The sequence below is a fragment of the Frankia sp. EI5c genome (assembly GCF_001636565.1).
In the GTDB taxonomy this organism is placed as follows: domain Bacteria; phylum Actinomycetota; class Actinomycetes; order Frankiales; family Frankiaceae; genus Parafrankia.
Map to the genome: position 1 here is coordinate 1 of NZ_LRTK01000095.1, position 17,111 is coordinate 17,111.

11 protein-coding genes and 2 pseudogenes are annotated in these 17,111 nt (G+C 72.2%); 2 read left to right on the top strand and 11 right to left on the bottom strand.

The annotated features are described in order from the left end of the window. From UG55_RS46375 to UG55_RS23770, 3 genes are all read right to left on the bottom strand, one after another. A partial coding sequence (locus UG55_RS46375; RefSeq protein WP_313954639.1) for a GDP-mannose 4,6-dehydratase occupies window positions 1-84 on the bottom strand: 84 nt, incomplete at its 3' end. A gap of 66 nt (window positions 85-150) precedes the next feature. Beyond that, window positions 151-2,442, bottom strand: a complete 2,292-nt coding sequence (locus tag UG55_RS23765) for a bi-domain-containing oxidoreductase (RefSeq protein WP_066073313.1) — start codon at window positions 2,440-2,442, stop codon at window positions 151-153. Window positions 2,443-2,569: 127 nt separating this feature from the next. Further along, window positions 2,570-3,247 carry an acetyltransferase gene (locus tag UG55_RS23770; protein ID WP_066073316.1) on the bottom strand — a complete coding sequence of 226 codons (678 nt, stop codon included), beginning with the start codon at window positions 3,245-3,247 and terminating at the stop codon, window positions 2,570-2,572. A 120-nt stretch (window positions 3,248-3,367) separates the two neighbouring features. On the opposite strand from UG55_RS23770, the gene UG55_RS23775 reads away from it, so the two are divergent. Next, complete coding sequence (locus tag UG55_RS23775; RefSeq protein ID WP_242425007.1) at window positions 3,368-4,300, top strand: sugar transferase; 933 nt, start codon at window positions 3,368-3,370, stop codon at window positions 4,298-4,300. A 31-nt stretch (window positions 4,301-4,331) separates the two neighbouring features. After that, window positions 4,332-5,564 (top strand): DegT/DnrJ/EryC1/StrS aminotransferase family protein, encoded by a 1,233-nt coding sequence (locus UG55_RS23780; protein ID WP_242425008.1) that lies wholly within the window; start codon window positions 4,332-4,334, stop codon window positions 5,562-5,564. A 25-nt stretch (window positions 5,565-5,589) separates the two neighbouring features. Here UG55_RS23780 and UG55_RS48105 read toward each other — a convergent pair. The 8 genes and pseudogenes from UG55_RS48105 to UG55_RS23820 form a co-directional block, all read right to left on the bottom strand. After that, window positions 5,590-5,977 (bottom strand): glycosyltransferase (locus UG55_RS48105; RefSeq protein ID WP_396230997.1); only part of this gene is annotated, 388 nt, incomplete at its 5' end. Window position 5,978: 1 nt separating this feature from the next. Beyond that, window positions 5,979-6,777 (bottom strand): annotated as a pseudogene (locus UG55_RS48110) (glycosyltransferase family 4 protein); the annotation flags it as partial. Beyond that, window positions 6,774-8,789 (bottom strand): heparinase II/III family protein, encoded by a 2,016-nt coding sequence (locus UG55_RS23790; RefSeq protein WP_066073324.1) that lies wholly within the window; start codon window positions 8,787-8,789, stop codon window positions 6,774-6,776. The pseudogene UG55_RS48110 and the gene UG55_RS23790, both read right to left, overlap by 4 nt. Window positions 8,790-10,578: 1,789 nt before the next feature. Beyond that, window positions 10,579-11,126: glycosyltransferase family 1 protein (locus UG55_RS48115; RefSeq protein ID WP_206779426.1), on the bottom strand; the 548-nt coding region annotated here is incomplete at its 5' end. Window position 11,127: 1 nt separating this feature from the next. Beyond that, window positions 11,128-11,718 (bottom strand): annotated as a pseudogene (locus UG55_RS48120) (glycosyltransferase); the annotation flags it as partial. A gap of 143 nt (window positions 11,719-11,861) precedes the next feature. Next, window positions 11,862-13,184: an acyltransferase gene (locus tag UG55_RS23810; protein WP_066073333.1), complete on the bottom strand. Its 1,323-nt coding sequence runs from the start codon at window positions 13,182-13,184 to the stop codon at window positions 11,862-11,864. Further along, window positions 13,184-14,038 carry a TylF/MycF family methyltransferase gene (locus UG55_RS23815; protein ID WP_066073336.1) on the bottom strand — a complete coding sequence of 285 codons (855 nt, stop codon included), beginning with the start codon at window positions 14,036-14,038 and terminating at the stop codon, window positions 13,184-13,186. Before UG55_RS23815 ends, UG55_RS23810 begins: the two co-directional genes overlap by 1 nt. Beyond that, a complete protein-coding gene (locus UG55_RS23820) occupies window positions 14,035-15,474 on the bottom strand; it encodes a lipopolysaccharide biosynthesis protein (RefSeq protein WP_066073339.1) in 1,440 nt (479 codons plus the stop codon). The genes UG55_RS23815 and UG55_RS23820 overlap by 4 nt, the downstream gene beginning before the upstream one ends. Window positions 15,475-17,111: the final 1,637 nt, after the last annotated feature.

Below are 17,111 nucleotides of genomic sequence, written 5' to 3' on the forward strand. Positions count from 1 at the left end.
CACCTCATAACCCCGCTCCACCAGCAACTCACCCAGATACAACCCATCCTGGCCGGTGATTCCTGTAATCAGCGCGCGAGGCACGATCATCCTCCGTTTCACCCGGTCCGCCCGGGTTTCCCTCCGCGGTGGAGGGGTTTCTACTGGTGGTCAGTCCTGGCGGATCTCCCCGGGGCGTGGGGTGAGAGCCGGTAGCGCACCGGTCCGGCCCGGGCGCGGCGAAGGCACCCCGACAGGGCCCGCCGCACCGGGGTCGGCGCTCGGCCCGCCGGGTGCCGGAACCCCGACGACGCCGCCCGTTCCGAGGGCGGCCGCCGCGGCCAGCACCGCGCGGGACGACGCGAGCAGCTCGGCCGTCACGTCCGCGCGGCCACCGCGGCACATCCGCAGGAAATCACGCACCGCTGCCCGGTGGCCCTTGTCCTGCCCGCCCCGCCAGACCGCGTCGCCGTCGGCGACCAGCTCACGGAAGTCGTCGATGCGCAGCTGGTGGCGGCCGGTCAGCAGCTCGACGGTCTCCTTGCGGCACGACCTGGGCCGGGCCGAGCTGTAGGCGATGGTCGACAGCGTGCCGTCAGCGTGACGGAGGGTGACTGCGAGGTCGTCGGCCAGCAGTGCCTCCCCGCCGCGGCCGGGGAGCGCGGTGACCGCCTCGACCCGGCTGTCGGCCAACGCGGCGCAGGTGTCGACGAAGTGGCAGACCTCCCCCAGCAGCCGGCCACCCTCGATCCGGTCGCTGTACCAGTGATCCGTGGGCACCGGCCCGGCCGCGATCCGGTAGACGACGCTCAGCGGGCCGTCCCGGTCGGCGACCCGCCGCCGCGCCTCGACCACCGCCGGCGAGTACCTGCGGTTGAAGCCCACCATGAGAACCCCGCCGCCGGCCGCCGCGGCCTGCTCGACGGCCGCCAGCTCGACGACGTCCAGGGCCAGCGGTTTCTCGCACCACACGTGCCGGCCCCGGGCGAGCGCCGCGGCCGCCAGCCGGGCGTGGGTCGAGTGCGGGGTCGCGATCACCACCACATCCACGTCATCGTCGTCGAGGATCTCCTCGGCGCTGGCCGCGGTACCGGCGAAGCCGTGCCGGTCGGCGAACGCGCGAGCGGACCGCCCGCTGGCCGACGCGACGCTGATGAACTGTTCGAATCCGGCGGCCCGGAACGCCGGCAGCAGAACCGAGGCCGAGAAGTTCCCCGCGCCGACCCAGCCGACGCGGTCACCGCGCCTCCCGTGGGGCACCGGCAGCCGCCGGCTCCCGGCCCCGGCCCCGGCCCCGGTCAGCTCCCGGGCCGCCGGGACGGACCCGGCCGGGCGCGGGTCGGCGGGCGGGTAGTCGAACCGGATGGCCAGGTAGGGCTCGCGCCGCGACGCGACGAGTTCGTAGGCGTCGGCCGCCCGCGCGATCGGGAAGGTGTGGGTGACCAGGTCGGCGACCGCGATCCGGCCGGCGGCGAGCAGGTCCAGCACCGCTTCCTGGTTGCGGCCCTCCGTCCAGCGCACCTGCCCGGCGGGGTAGTCGACTCCCCATTCCTCGTAACCGCGTTCGTAGCGTCCCGGGCCGTAGGAGCGCGCGAAGCGCAGGGACAGCTCCTTCTCGTAGAAGGGAGCCCGTTCGAGGCCGAGCGGAACATCACCGACGACGACGACCTGGCCCCGGTCGCGGGCAAGGGCGGTGGCCCGCATGACCGGCTCGCCCGCCCGGCCGGCCGCGCAGATGAGTACGGCGTCGGCCCCTCTTCCCCGGCTCCATTCCCGGACCGCCGCGGTGGTGGCGTCACCGGCCTCGCGCAGCGCCAGCACCCCGTGGGCGGTGGCGGTGCGCAGGGGCAGGTCGGCGAGGTCCACCCCGGCGACGTCGCACCCGCTGGCGATCGCCAGCCGCGCGGCGAGCTGCCCGAGCAGACCCAGGCCGACGACGACGACCTTCGAGCCGGGACCCACCTCGGCCAGGCGCAGCCCGTGCAGCGCGATGGAGGCGATGGTCGCGAACGCCGCGTCGCCCGGGGCGACCTCGTCCGGCACCCGCGCGCAGAGCAGGCCGGGCACCGCCTGGAACTCGGCGTGGTTCGCCCAGCCCCCGCCACCGGTCGCGACCAGGTCGCCGGGACGGATTCCGTTGACGGCGAGTCCGACCTCGACGACCCGACCGCTGCCGCTGTAGCCCAGCGGCAGGTCGCTCGCCAGCCGACTGCGCACCGACTGGACCGCGTCGCGCAGGCCGTCGGCCCGCGCTTTCTGGGCCACCCGCCGCACCAGGTCCGGGCGGGCTCTCGCCTTGGCCAACAGCCCCGCCTGCGCCAGCTGCGTCACCGCCCTTTCGGTGCCGGCGGAGACGATGGTCGCGACGGTTTCGACGAGCACCTCGGTCGGGCCGATGGAGGGGCATGGGACCTCCACGACCCGAACCTCACCGCCACCGACCGCCTGCACCACCTGTCGCATCGGACCTCCGCACGTCGATGGTCGGCGCCGGGCCGTGCTGACGCCGACCACGCCGTGACAGCACGGAGTGTAATTGAGGAACTACATAGCGACGGCAGGCTCGCCTGCACCGCGACACCGATTCGCGTCAGGCCATTCCCACCGGGTCGGCCGCCGCCACCGAGCCGGCGGCCAGGCCGCGCGGGCGGGCCGGAACACCGACGGCGACCACCTCCGCCGGCAGATCCCGCACCACCACCGCGCCCGCGCCGACGGTGGTACCCGCACCGATGCCGAGGCCCTGGATCACCACCGCACCGGTTCCGATCGTGACCCGATCACCGAGCGTGACAGCCCCACTCACCCTGGCCCCCGGGGCCAGCGTCGTGTAGTCACCGAGCCGGCAGTCGTGGCCGACCGTCGCGGCGATGTTGACGTGCGCGTGCCGCCCGGTCCGGACGTTGGTGGTGATGCTGGCCAGGGCACACACCACGGAGCCGGGGCCCAGGGTGACCCGCCCCCCCAGCACGGCGCGCGGATGGACCAGGGTCGCCGGGGTGCGCCCCCAGCCACTGGCCGCGCGGTCGATCGCCGCCCGGGCGACCGGCGATCCCACACCGATCACATACTCCGCGTCCAGCTCCGCCAGCCGGCGCACCGGGCCGACGTGACGGGTCCGGAAGGCCGCGAGGAGCTCGGCGTCGGGGGTCCCGTCGTCGAGCACACCGAGCAGGCGATGGCGCGGTCGCTCCTCGTTCACCGCCGCGAGCAGCTCCAGCAGCTCCCGGCCATGACCGCCGCCGCCGACGACAACGAGATCCTTCATTGCCCAGCCACCCCACTCCCGTGTCGCTCCAGGTCTCGATGACTACTCTCTGCAACATTGGGTGCCGTGAAAGCGATTGATGATCTTACTTCTTCGGATGAGGATCACCAGCCTCTCCCCGTGACCGGGCCACCCCGCCCCCGCGACGGCCAGGCCGGCCCACCCGACGGCGAAGGCCGTCCAGTGGACACCCCTGCCTGGTCACTACCACGCCAGCGCAGCAGCAGCCCGCACGAACCGCCCCCGCGCGGCGAGGCCGAAAAGGCCAGAACCGCGGAGCCGGCAGAACCGATCACCGCCAGGTACCGACAGGAGGCCGCGGACGCGGGCGACGAAGCCGCCCGCTGTGCGCGGTGCGACCGCCGGGACCGCCGGGTCAAGCGGTGGATCGACATCTCCGGGGCACTCGCCGGCCTGGTGGCCGGCTCCCCCGTCCTCCTGCTCGCCGCGGCCGCCATCCGGGCCGAGGACGGCGGCCCGGTGCTCTTCCGCCAGGAACGGATCGGTGAGCACGGCCGGCCGTTCACGATCTTCAAGTACCGGACGATGGTGACCGGCGCGGAGCACCGGGGCACCGGGGTGGTCACCTACCGCGGCGACCCGCGCATCACCCGGGTCGGCCGCCTGCTCCGCGAGACCAGCCTGGACGAGCTGCCGCAGCTGCTCAACGTCCTGCGCGGCGACATGAGCCTGGTCGGGCCCCGGCCCACGGTGCGCAGCCAGGTCGAGCGCTACACCCCACACCAGCTGCGCCGGCTGTCCGTCCCCCCCGGCATCGCCGGCTGGGCCCAGGTGAACGGGCGCAACAGCATTCCGTGGTCACGCCGCATCGAGCTCGACATCTGGTATGTCCAGAACCGCTCAGTCCGGCTGGATCTCGCCATCATGCTGCGCGCCCTGCGGATCATTCTGTTCGGCGACGGCACGTACGGGGCCGGCGGCGTGAACCACGATTTCGACGCCGCGACGGCCACAGCCACAGCCACGGCCATGGCCACAACCACGAGCACCGCCACGAGCACGGCAACGGCCGCCGTGCCCGCGCCCGTCTAGCCGCCAGCGGCGAGCCCGAACCGGAGGCAACGTGTCATCTCGTCTGCACCAGTCACACGCCCTGGCGGTGGACGGCGGGGATCCCGTCCGAACAGCCCCGCTGCCCGGCTGGCCCCGGTTCTCCGCGGACGAGATCCGCGCCGTGCAGGCCGCGCTGAGCAGCGGCCGGGTCAACTACTGGACCGGTGACCAGGGCCGCGCCTTCGAGCGGGAGTACGCCGCCGCGGTGGGCGCCGGCCACGGCATCGCGGTCGCGAACGGCACCGTGGCCCTGGAGCTCGCGCTGCGCGCGCTCGGCGTCGGCCCGGGAGACGAGGTCATCGTCCCAAGCCGGACCTTCATGGCCTCCGCGAGCTGTGTCGCCACCGTCGGGGCCCGTCCCGTCTTCGCCGACGTCGACCCCGACTCGGGGAACCTGACCGCGCGGACCGCCCAGGCCGCGATCACCGGGCACACCCGCGCCGTCATCGCGGTCCACCTCGGCGGCTGGCCGGTCGACATGGACCCGCTGATGCACCTCGCGCGGGACGCGGGGCTGGCCGTCGTCGAGGACTGCGCGCAGGCGCACGGCGCGTGCTACCGCGGGCGCCCGGTGGGCGGCTTCGGCGACGTCGCGGCCTGGTCGTTCTGCCAGGACAAGATTCTCACCACCGCCGGCGAGGGCGGCTTCGTGACCACCGGCGACCGGGCCGTCTGGCGTCACGTCTGGTCCTACAAGGACCACGGCAAGGACCCCGACCTCCTCGCCACCCCGCACGACGGCGCCGGGTTCCGGTGGACGCACACCACCATCGGCACGAACGCGCGCATGCACGAGCTGGCCGCCGCGGCGGGCCGCGTCGCGCTGCGCAGCCTGCCGGACTGGGTGCGGCGCCGCCGCGAGAACGGGGGCGCCTTGCTGCGGCGGCTGGGCGCGCTGCCCCAGCTGCGGGTCCCCCTCCCGCCCGACGAGCCCGACACCCACGCCTCCTACTACCGCGCGTACGCCTACCTGCGGCCGGAGACGCTCCGCCCGGGCTGGGACCGGGACCGGGTGCTCCGCGCGATCCGCGCCGAGGGGATTCCCTGCTCCGTCGGCAGCTGCGGCGAGGTCTACCGCGAGCGGGCCTTCGCCGGCGCGGGGCCGGGAGTGGGCCGGCTGCCCGTCGCGGCGCGGCTGGCGGACACCTCGCTGGCGTTCCTGGTGCACCCCACACTCACCCTGGACGACATGCGGGACGCCGCCGACGCCGCGGAGAAGGTCCTCTCAGCCGCCTCGGTCTGACCGCCGGGCGGTCAGGGCCGGGCGGTCAGGGCCGGGCCAGACCGTCCAGCAGTTCCTGCAGACGGCCGCCGAGCGCGGTACGCGACCTGGTCCGGCTCATGTAGGACCGGCCGGACGCCCCCCACTCGGCGCGCCGCCGCGGCCCGGCGGCGATGACCTCCCGCACCGCGTCGGCGAGGCCGTTCGGCTCGCAGCACACCCCCGCGCCGGCGGCGGTGACGATCTCGGACACCTCGCCCGGCGTGTTCGTGATGACCGGGAGCCCGGCGGCCATGTAGTCGAACAGCTTGTTCGGGCTCACGCCGTACCGGAACAGCTCGACGTCCGCGAGCACGTGCAGGCCCGCGTCCACCGCCCCCAGCAGGGCCGCCATGCGGTCCTTGGGGATCGCGTCGTGGAAGCGGACGTTGCCCNGGCGCCGCGCCCGCGCGTCCGCCACCAGCGCCGCCTTCGCCGCCCCGTCGCCGACCAGCAGAAAGCTCAGCTCGGGCAGGTCGGTCGCGAGCTTCTCGGCCGCGTCCAGCACGAGGTCGAGGCCGTTGGCCGGCCCGTGGGCACCGGTGTAGGCGACCACGAACCCGGACAGGCCGAACTCCCGCCGCAGCTCCTCCCGCGCCGCCGGCGGATCGAAGTCCGCCGGGTCGGCGCCGTTGGGGATGCAGACGATCCGCTCGGCCGGCACGCGCTCGACATCCTGCAGCACCTGGCGGACGCCCTCGGCGAGGACCACCACGGCGTCGGCGTGCCGGTAGATGAAGACTTCCAGGGCACGCAGCAGGCGGTGCGCCGGCGACCCCGCCGCCAGCTGACCCATCTCGACGAGCACCCGGGGCCACAGGTCGCGGATCTCCAGCACGAAGACCGCCCCGCGCAGCCGGGCGACGGCCCAGCCGGTGAGGCCGGCCAGCAGGTGCGGCGACGACGCGTACACGATGTCCGGGCGCCGGTGCCGCAGGCCGACCACGAGGCCGTTGGCCGCGTAGGAGCACCAGTTGAGAATCCGCAGCGCGCCGCTGCCGCTGTACGGCGTCGTCCGGACCGTCCGGAGCCCGTCCGCCTCGACCCGCAGCACGTCCCGGGTGACGTAGTTGCGGTCGGCGGCCACGATCGTCGTCCGCCACCCCGCCAGCCGGTCGGCGAGCTCGACATGCCGCGTTCCACCGGGGGCTCCCCGGGGTGCCGCGAAGTGGTTGTACACCAGCAGGGTTCTCATTCCTCCGCCTCCCGCACAGCCACCGTCTCCTCGTGCTCCCCACGAGCTGTCAGCCGGACCTCCCGGCCGGCCCACTCGACGTCCAGCGTGGTCGCCCCCAGTGACAGCCCCGCGCCGGCCGCGGCCCCGGTAGCGGCCGCCGGTGGTCGGGTCCCGGTGTACGCCGACCACACCACCGGCCCCGTCAGCCGCCCGGCGAGGCGAAGCCAGGTCGCCGGCTCGGCCGTGCCGTAGGTGGGGCTCCACCAGCCGGCCCACGGCTCGCGCTGCCCGCGCACCGGCTCCACCCGGCCCGGCAGAGCCAGCCGCAGGACGGCGCCGCCCCCGGTCCGCAGGGACCGGGCCTCGGCGTCCAGCTCGGCCGTCGGCGCGAGCGGGAGCGTGAGTTCCCACTCCGCCCCGGGCGGGCCCTCGACGAAGTCCGCGCAGGTCACGCCGTCGGGGCTCGTCAGCACGACCCGGGCGATCCGCCGCGCCGGGCGCAGCCGGCGGTAGGCATCGTGCAATCCCCAGCTCACGACCGTGTCACCGATGATCAACGGCGGGCCCGCCTGGCCGCGCGCGGTGTGCGCCCAGCGGAACACGCGGTGCGGGACGAGCTGGTCCTCGCCCGCCAGCCGCAGCACGCTGTGGGCGGCTGAGGACCGCATCCCGTTGCGCTCGGCCAGAGATCCGTTGTAGGTGCCGGTGCCCGGGTCCCCCACCACCCAGTGGCCGTCGTGCAGAACCCAGGTGGAGCCGAGGTCCGCGTGCCCGTGGGACGGTCCGGAGCCCACCTTCAGCCAGGTGGTCCACCGGCCGCGGGCAGCCCGGGCCAGGCCCGCGCCGATGTCCAGGCCGTCCCGTTCGGCGGGGTCGGGTCGCACCGGGGTGCCGACCCTCGTGTACCAGGCGCATTCGTCGTACTCGGCCAGCCAGTCGCGGGTGGCGCCGGACCCGCCGAGGGACAGCGCCACCGCGACCGAGCCGGCGATCCGCTGCGCGTCACCGGCCGTGCACAGCAGACGTCCTTCGTCCCAGTCACCGAACTGGGGCACCGGGCCCTCCAGCGCGCCGAGCCGGCACAGGAACCGCGCCGAACGCACCAGGGCGTCCCGCACCCGCTCGGTCGGGTCGACGAGCATCCGCACCGCCAGCAGCTCGGTGACGAAGCGGTGGTAGGAGAGCGAATCCTCGATCATGGAGCCGTCCGGCCGGACCTGCCGGCCCAGCTGCGCGTCGAACAGCGCCCGGGCCAGCCTCCGGCGCGCCGGCGAGAGCCGGTCCGCCGGCAGGATCCGTTCCAGGATCAGCAGGCCCAGGCTGTCTCCGAGCCAGTGGTTGTTGCGCATGCTGCTCGCCGTGTACGGCAGGTCGGCGAGCAGGTGGCGGCGGGCATGCCGCAGCTCCCGCTCCGTCCGCTCGGCGAGGCGCGGGCCGAGCGGCTCGCCGGCCAGCTCCTGTACCTGGGCGAACGCGAAGCAGCGCAGCGCGATCTCCAGGTTGGAGTACCAGTGGACCCCGCGCTCCGGCGGGTTCTGGATGAACCACGACTCCAGCTCGCCGCGGAGCCGGTCGAGCGCGGCCCCGTCCCCGCCCCGGGCCACCGCCCTGGCGAGGAGCACCAGGTGACGCATCCGGCCCAGCTCCCAGGCCCACTTGACGTCACCCGGCCGGGACTCGGAGCGGATGTCGAGCCGCCACCAGGGGATCGCCGGCCACCTGCCCGGAGCGTCGAGGACGGCGTGCCAGTCCGTCCGCGGCCCGAGGTCCACCTGCCGGCCGAAGATGCGCACGACCCCCTTCACCTCGTCGGCGGCGTCAGCGTCGGCGGCGTAACCGCCGGCGCCCTCGCCTGGCGCGGCAGGGCCACTCGGCGCACCGCGCGGCAGGCCGATCGGCCGCAGCCCGCGCGCCCGCCGCGGTGCCCGCCGGAGCCCACCGAAGATCAGGGCATGCCCGCCCGCCCGTTTGGAGAGCTCGTAACCGGCGCGGGGGGCCGCGCCGCGGCCGAGGGCGGTGACATCGGCCATCACACCGCGCAGAAGACCGGCCGCGGCACGCCCCGCCCCCCCGGGCTCTCCGCGTCCGCGGTCACCCGCACTGGCTCCGTCGCCGGGCCCGCAGCGCTCACCAGACACCCGACTACTACCATTCACGTTCATATCGTTACTTTGAGCGATCGATTTGCGGATACGAGCGTGGGTTCCGGTGCGGGTGCGGGTGCGGGTTCCGGCGCGGGTGCGGGCGCGGGCGCGGGCGCGGGGGTGCCGTGCCGGTCACCGTTGTGGTCACGGCTGAGGACCAGCAGCGCAAGAAAGATCCACAACAGCAACCCGGCCCGGTTCACGGTGAAGGTGGGAACGCCCGCGGTGGCCATGACCGCGAGGGTCACCACCGCCCCGGCGAACGGCCGCTCTGAAGAGGGCTGCGCCGAACGCCCACGCCACCACGTTCCGACCAGCACGACGACGATGAGCCCGAGCAGCGCCACCCCGACGAGGCCCCCCACGACGACGGCCTCGATCCACGAGCTGTCATAGGGCAGGGTCAGGCCACCCGCGCCGTAACCGAGCCAGGGATGTGTGTCCAGGACGAGATTCCACCCGATCTTCAGCACGCCCTCCTGGCCGAACCGCTGGGCCGAGTACCGGGTGAGCAGATCCTTGTCGTCATCGTTGGGAAGCAGTGCCNGGAGCATCCAACCGCCCTGCCAACGCGACAGGCCCGCCCGCAGGACGACCAGGAAGGAGACCCCGAGCACCGTGCAGATCACGGCCAACCTGCGCAACAGCCGTCCCTGACGGCCCAGCTGCCAGAGCGCCAGTGGGATGCCCAGCAACAGGAAGACCTTCGAGACGCAGAGCACCCCTCCGGTCACCAGCAACAGCACCGCGAGGCCCAGCCGGAGCGGGCGGTCCCGCTCGGCGCTGGCGAACAGGTACACGGCGGCGAACAGTCCGAGCGAGTAGGCGACACCGGCCTCGGTCGGCTGGTTGAACACCCCGCTGAGCCGGCCGTTACCGAAGGCGAGTTGCGCGACCGACTGCCCGGATCCCGATCCTCCGTCCNAGAAACGCTGCAGTACCGGCGTCAGGTCCATGAACATCTGAGCCGCCGCGACCAGGCTGTTCACGCAGAGGGCGGCGATCAGCGTCCGGCAGACCACGACCAGCAGGGCGGCGCGGTCGTACCCGCCCGAAGTCCAGACGGCCACCAGCAGGAGAACCGCGACCGGATAGCAGTAGTTCTCGATCCCGGCCAGCGTCGCCCCCGCCTGGTACGGCCCGGAGGTCACCGCGAACCTGCCCGCGTTGATCGTCACGAAGGCCAGCGAGACGATCCAGATCCCCAGGACCACCACGTAGGCCGTCCCGAATCTGATCCGCGGCCCGAGGAACGGCAGGCTGACCAGAAGTGTTCCGTACACCGCGAGCTGCTCCGTGCGGAACCCGGGTATCAGGTAGGGGCCGAAGGCGGCCGCGACCACCATCGTCACCCAGGCGCTGACAAGGCGCGGCAGCGGGCCGTGCCCGCCGGCCGCATCCTCCCGATCCACAGCGGCCGGGAGCGGAGCAGGTCGGCCGCGATGCACCGCACCGGCACCGGCACCGGCACCGGCACCGGCACCAACGACTGCGCCAGCAGCACCAGCAGCGGCACCGGATCTGGCACGGAATCTGGCAGCGGATCTGGCAGCGGCAGCGGTTCCGCCGCCCGCGGCGAGGCCCCGACCGCCCGCCCTACCCGCGTTGCCGTCGACGACGGGCCGCGCACCCACCAGGGGTGCCGAACCGACCCGAGCGCCCACCGGGGCACCCATCACGCGGCTGCACCCAGCGCCTCGCGGTACACCCGCATCGTCTGCGCGGCGGTCGCCGCCCAAGTGAAGCTCTGCGCCCGGCCGAGACCCGCGCGGATCAGATGTTGGCGCTCGTGGTCGTCGTCCAGGAGTGCCAACATGCCCTCGGCCCAGGCCTCGACGTCCGTCGGGTCAACGAGGCGGCCGGCCGCGCCGACGATCTCGGGCAGTGCGGTGGCATCGGCCGCCAGCACCGGGGTACCGAGGCTCATCGCCTCGATCACGGGCAGGCCGAACCCCTCGTACCTGGAGGGAAAAGTGAGGGCCACCGCGCCGCGCAGAATTCCGATCACGTCCGGCCGCGGGATCCGACCGGTGCGCACGACCCGGTCCGACAGGCCCAGATCCGCGATCTCGCGGCGGACTTCCTGTTCCGTGGTGGCCTGCCCACCGGTGAGCACGAGCATGACGTCCGGTTCCTTCTCCGCGACCCTGGCGAACGCGCGCAGCAGCACGCCGTGGTTCTTGTGGGCGGTGGTGACCGCGCTGTAGACGAACCAGCGCTCCCNGATGCCGTAGCGCTCCCGGACCTCGGCCGCCGACAGACCGGCCTGTGCCGCCTCCACCCCCAGGTAGATGCGGCGCACCCGCTCGGGCCGAACACCGAAACGCTCGATGACGGTGCTCCGGACGAACTCCGACGGTGTGATGACGATCCTGGCCCGCCGGGCCGAACGCGGCACCACCGTGTGCAGGTAGGCCTTCTTGACCCGCGAGAAGTACTCGGGGTGGTCGAAGGGCTGGAGGTCGTAGATCGTCACCACACCCGGGACACCGCCGGCGGGCGGCACGACGTTTCCCAGGTGATGAGCGACGTCCAGCCGTGCCCGGCGGGCCTCACGGGCGAGCCACGAGTTCTCCGCCAGCACCCGCAGCGGACGTACCCGCCCGCTGACCGGAAGGGTCCTCGTCGTGAACCGGGCAGAAATCTCCGGGTGTTCCCGAACGAAACTCTCGAGGCAGAACAGAACATGCTCGTCGTCGGCGGACCGCTGCCGGGCCAGCTCGTCGAGCAGGCCGAGCGCGGCCGTCTCGGCACCCCCGACCATCCTGGGGATGAGCGAAAGAATATTGATTCCAACACGACACGGTACGCTCATTTTCGGACCACCTGGAAACGATGCGGGCGTGACATATCCGAGACTCGTTTACCTGACATCGCCGACCACCACGCCACCGCACCGCGGCGCCGCCCCCGGGCTCTCTGGGCATAAAGAACTCTAGGACCGCCCCACAAGCCGTTTCAAGCACCCGATCGCGGCGGTGCGGCGCGCCGTCGGCCCGGAACCGGTTCGTCGCCGCTGTCCGACTCCCGGCCGACCTGGCCGACCTGGCCGAATTCCCACCGTTCCGGGCCTGGCTGATGGGGAACAAAAACGACGGGCGCCGACACCCTCCCGCGCCGGCGGCGGCCCGGGAAAGAGCCGGGATCGGCATTCTTCAGCCGCATCGCCGGCGATTCCACGCAGTACCAGCTCAGCGCCGCGGCCGCCGACGAGATCAGCAGGCAGACCACGAAGTACGCCACCGCACCGCGGTGGTGCAGGCCCAGCACCGCCATCAGCTGCTGCACCGGGGACTGGTAGATGTACATGCCGTACGAGAAGTCACCCCTGGCACCGAAACGCCGGCAGGGCAGGCGCAGCGCAAGCCACAGGCAAAGGTAGGCCAATGCCGGGTCGATCAGGACGTGCGGCTCCGAGAGCAGTCCACCGAGCGCCACCACCCCGAGGCTGAGGACCGCCAGCGCGCCGGAGAGCGGGATTTTGTCCGCGTACAGGTACAGCAGGGCGCCGCAGAGGAAGACGGGCCCGAGCCGCAGCGCACCGCCGGCCAGCTCCCCGGCGAGTGGGCCGGTCGCCTCCGGGACGGCCCAGCGCAGGACGAGCAGCGCCCACAGGGCCGCCGTGCAGGCCAGCACCACGGCCCGTCGCCGCGGGACGACCCCGAGCGCCGCGCCGAGGGCGATCCCGAGATAACAGAGCACCTCCCACCAAAGACTCCACAGCGCCCCGTTCCAGGTGGGCGGCAGATCGAACTTCGGCGACGAGAGCGGGATCCCGACCGGCGTCCCGGCGATATCTGGAACTCCCACCCTCAGTCCGAGGTTTCCCAGCACATACCTGAACGGGCCGTGCGGGGACGACCCGAAGTAGCCGTGCAACGAGCCGTTGTCATGCAGCCAGGCGACCGGCGCGATCAGGAAGGCGACGACGGCCAGACACACCCAGAATCCCGGTAGGATCCGCAACGCCCGGTGCCAGAGGTACCTGGCACCGGACGGCAGGCGGGCCCGACTGCAGGTGATCAGAAATCCGCTGATGACGAAGAACATGTCGACCGCGATCGCACCGGGCTCGTAGACCCCGAGGCGGAACTCCCCGAATCCGCCGGCGATCCAGCCGTGCTGGACGAAGACGACCAGAGCGAGTGCCAGTCGCAGAAAGGTGAAACTGTTCCCGCCGGCCGCGAAGGCCGACCCGATCGTCTGCCGGCCGGCGCGGTGCCGCGCGACCTTCTCCGACCGGCCCCGCGCCGCCCACCGGGCGGGAACCCGGGCAGTCATTACTGTTCTTTTCTCCAGTAGACCCCGGTCCAGTCGATGCGGGTCATCTCCTCGCGCACACCGGTCCGCGCCCGGAAGTCGTCGACGGCGGCGCGGCACCCCTCGATGGCGCCATAGTCGTCGACGATGCAGAACCCACCCGGGGAGAGCTTCGGATACAGCGAGGTCAGGGCGTCGGAGGTGCTCTCGTACATGTCCCCGTCCAGCCTGAGTACGGCCAGCCGGTCGATCGGGGCCGTCGGGAGCGTGTCCCGGAACCACCCCTTGAGGAACCTCACCTGCCCGTCGAGCAGCCCGTAACGGCGGAAGTTGTCGCGGACCTCCTCCAGCGAGATCGCGAGCGCCCGGTTGCGGTGGTGGGTGTCACCGGCGTCCGCGGCGTAGCGGGCGGGATCGGGCGGCGGAAGGCCCTCGAACGAGTCGGCGACCCAGACCGCCCGGGTGGTGTCGCCGTAGGCCGCGAGCACACCCCGCATCAGGATGCAGCTCCCACCCCGCCAGACACCGGTCTCGATGAGATCCCCCGGCACCTCGTCAAGCAGCACCCGCTCCACGCATTCCTGGAGACACTCCATTCGGCGCGCCCCGGTCATCGTGTGGGCGAGGCGCGGCCAGTCGCGTCCGTCGCCACGAAGACCGCTGGAGGTCTTGACGAGCTCGACACCGGCGTGTCGGGAGAACAGGTCCGCGAGCCGGCGGACCGCCGGCCGCGGTGTCCAGGCGGTGCCGTCGCGGCCGTCCCACAACGAGAAGGTGAGCGTCGAGCGCAGCAGGTCGAGGTACTGCCCCCGGAGCCGGGCGACGTCCTCGCGCGGCGCGGCGTCCTCGACCTCCCAGGTCTCCGACACGGTCATTTCGTCTCCTTTGGCGACTGTGTTGTGCGGGAAAGCCCGGCCTCGGATCCGACCCCGGCCCCGTCCCCGGCTTCGGGTCCGGGTCCGGGTCGACGAACGCGCTGTTGCGGAATTCCAAGTTCGGGGAACGTCCGTTCCGCCGGCTCGGCGACAGACGGCACGGCGGAGGCTGGCGGCACGGCACGGGCCGAGCCCTTGCGCAGGACGGCGCAGAGCAGGAGGAACGCCGAGGCGGTGTAGGAAACGACCGAGACCGCCGCCACCGCGCCCAGGCCGTCACCGCGCAGCGCCGCCACGAGCAGCACGATCGTCAGCACCGCGACCGGCGCCTGGACTCTGGTCACGGCTCCCGGCGCGTTCATCGCCAACAGCGCGTGGATCAGAAGATAGTCGGCCGCGAGCGGAATCGAGGCGAGCAGCAGCAGGCGGGTCGCGCCGACAGCCGGCAGGAACTCCGCACCGTAGATGATCCGAATGGCCGGAGCGGCCAGCAGTCCCACCGGAAGCGCGATGGCGGCCGCCACGGCGAGGCTGAGCACGGTTCCACGAAGGATGATCCGGCGGGCGTCGCCCAGGGCCGCACCGCGCAGACGGCTGAAGATGACCATTCCCGTCGACTGCGACACGGTCGCGCAGGCACCGGCGACCGCCGCCGCGACGCCGTAGAAGGCGACCTGGTGACTGGCGAGACAGACCGCCACCAGCAGCACGTCCAGTCGGTAGATCACCTGCGCGCCGATGACGGACACATACGCCCGCCGCGCGGTCGTGGCGAAACCGCGTGGCGGCAGCAGTCCTCCTGGGCCACCCCGCGCACCCGCGCCCCGCGCCGGCCCGAATCCGCTCCCGGCCAGTTGGCCGAGCGCGGCGACCAGGCTCACGACCCCCAGCGTCACCAGCCAGCGGTCGGGGTCCCGCTCACCGGCGGCGACCAGCGCGGCGGTGCAGACGGCGCCGGCCAGCGCGGGCACGATCCGCACCAGCTGGAAGGAGCCGGCCATCCGGCCCCGCCGCTGTGCCATACCGGCGGCATGGGATGTCGCCACGGCACTGGCGGCCAGGCAGGCGGCACCGAACACACCCGGGGCGGTGAGCCACGGTTGCAGACCGGTGCCCGCCAGCAGCGCGAAGAGACCCACGGTGAGGACCAGGCTCAGCGCGACGTGGGCGAAGAGCGGAGCGCGCAGCAGCCGGGCCGGCGCGGCGTCCACCACGATCGCCTGGGTGACACCGAAGGTCAGTACGACGCCGGCAGTGGTCGCCCAGGTCTGCGCGGCGACGAACTCGCCACGCAGACCGGCACCCAGGCTGCGCGCGGCAATCGCCCCGTTCGCGGTCACGATCAGCAGCAGCGCGATGTTCCCCGCGGTCACCGCCACCGTCGCCGGTATCCGTGTCGGTCGGACCAGGCGACGCTGCCGGACCGTCACGGTCATGTACGACTGCTCCCGCCCGCCGTCTCCAACCGCCGGCGCCGGAGCGCGCCAGCCGGTTCGGCGGAGTTTAGGGACGGCCGGAGTCGGTAGCCGGGAGGTCGCATCCGAGTGTTTCAGACCCTCATCGGGGCCTGCGGCGCAGCTTTCCGGACTCCTGGCACCGCATCCGGGAAATCCGTTTTCCAGCTTTCGTCATGCGCAATCGAACGGCAGCCGGCTTACCCGGGACAGCGGTGCCGAGCAAGCACGAAGACCTGGATGCCACCCGACCGGATCTATTCCATACCAGCGTGGACGACACGCCAACATCTGCCGGAGAATCCGCCGCGGGCGAAACAGCTCACTACCGTGGTAGTCATGTCCCGACCTTCTCTGCCCCNCCCGGCGGCGAGGGATCCAGCCAACGGCCGTCCGTGACCGGAGTGCACACCGCCCCGTGAACCCCNCCCGCCCGTTCTTCTCCCNGCCAGGTGTTCGGCCCGTCAGCCCCCCCCCACAGCAGAGGCACCCGGAATGCAGATCACAGCCGAGAAAGTACTCCTCGCACCAGCTTATTTCATGTACATGAGGTCCCTTTACCGGGACCGCCTGCCGATGGCGCTCAGCCGCGGTCTCCTGAATGTCGCCACCCGGCAGCCGGTAGCCGACGATCCAGCCAGCTGGGAGTTCTCGGTCTTCAGCCAGAACGGCGAGGATGGCGTGATCAGCGAGTTGTTGGACCGCATCCAGTCCCCCACCCGCTTCTTCGTGGAGATCGGCGCCTCCGACGGACTGGAGAACAACTCCTCGTATCTCGCCTACGCGAAGAAGTACAACGGCGTGATGGTCGAAGGCGACAGCCTCCGCTCCCGCACTGCGCAGAGATTCTTGCAGCACCTCAACATCGGCGTCCAGTACATGTCACTCTTCGTCGAGCCGGACAACGTGGCGGAGATTCTCTCCCGCTGCGACACCGACACGCCGGATCTTCTCTCNCTCGACATCGACGGCATTGACTTCCACATCGCGGAGGCTCTCTTCGCGGCCGGCCTCCGGCCCAGCGTGGTCTGCGTCGAGTACAACTCCGCTTTTGGTCCGGAAGCCGCGGTGACCATACCTCATCAGCGATCGTTCAGCTGTCAGAAGGCCGCCCCCAGCGGGCTCTACTACGGCGCGTCGATCACCGGGTGGAAACGATTCCACGCACGTTACGGATACGAGTTCGTGGCCGTGGAGAGCAACGGAGTGAATGCGTTCTTCATCGACCCACGCAGGGTCGATCTCGACGTGGCGAAACTACGGCGACGCGAGTTCGTCGACAACATCTCGCATCGGAAACGCTATCCCGGGGACTGGGTGACACACCAGCGCATGATCCGCCAGCTGCCGACGCTGGAGATCTCCTGACCCAGGGCCTCCCGTACCAGCACTGGCACCGCGCAGGAACGGCCGGAGAACCAGCCGGCGGAATCCGGCGGGTCCGCCCCGCCGAACTTCGAACGCAAGGATCAGAGGATGATTCTTTCCCCCTTCCGCCCTTCCCTTTCCGGCAGCCCCGGCCAGCCCCACTGCCGGGTGCTGCTCCTCGCGCCATCGCGAGGGATCGCCGGAGGCATTGAACGTTACCTGTCCACCCTTGAGGAGTTCCTGCGAAGCGG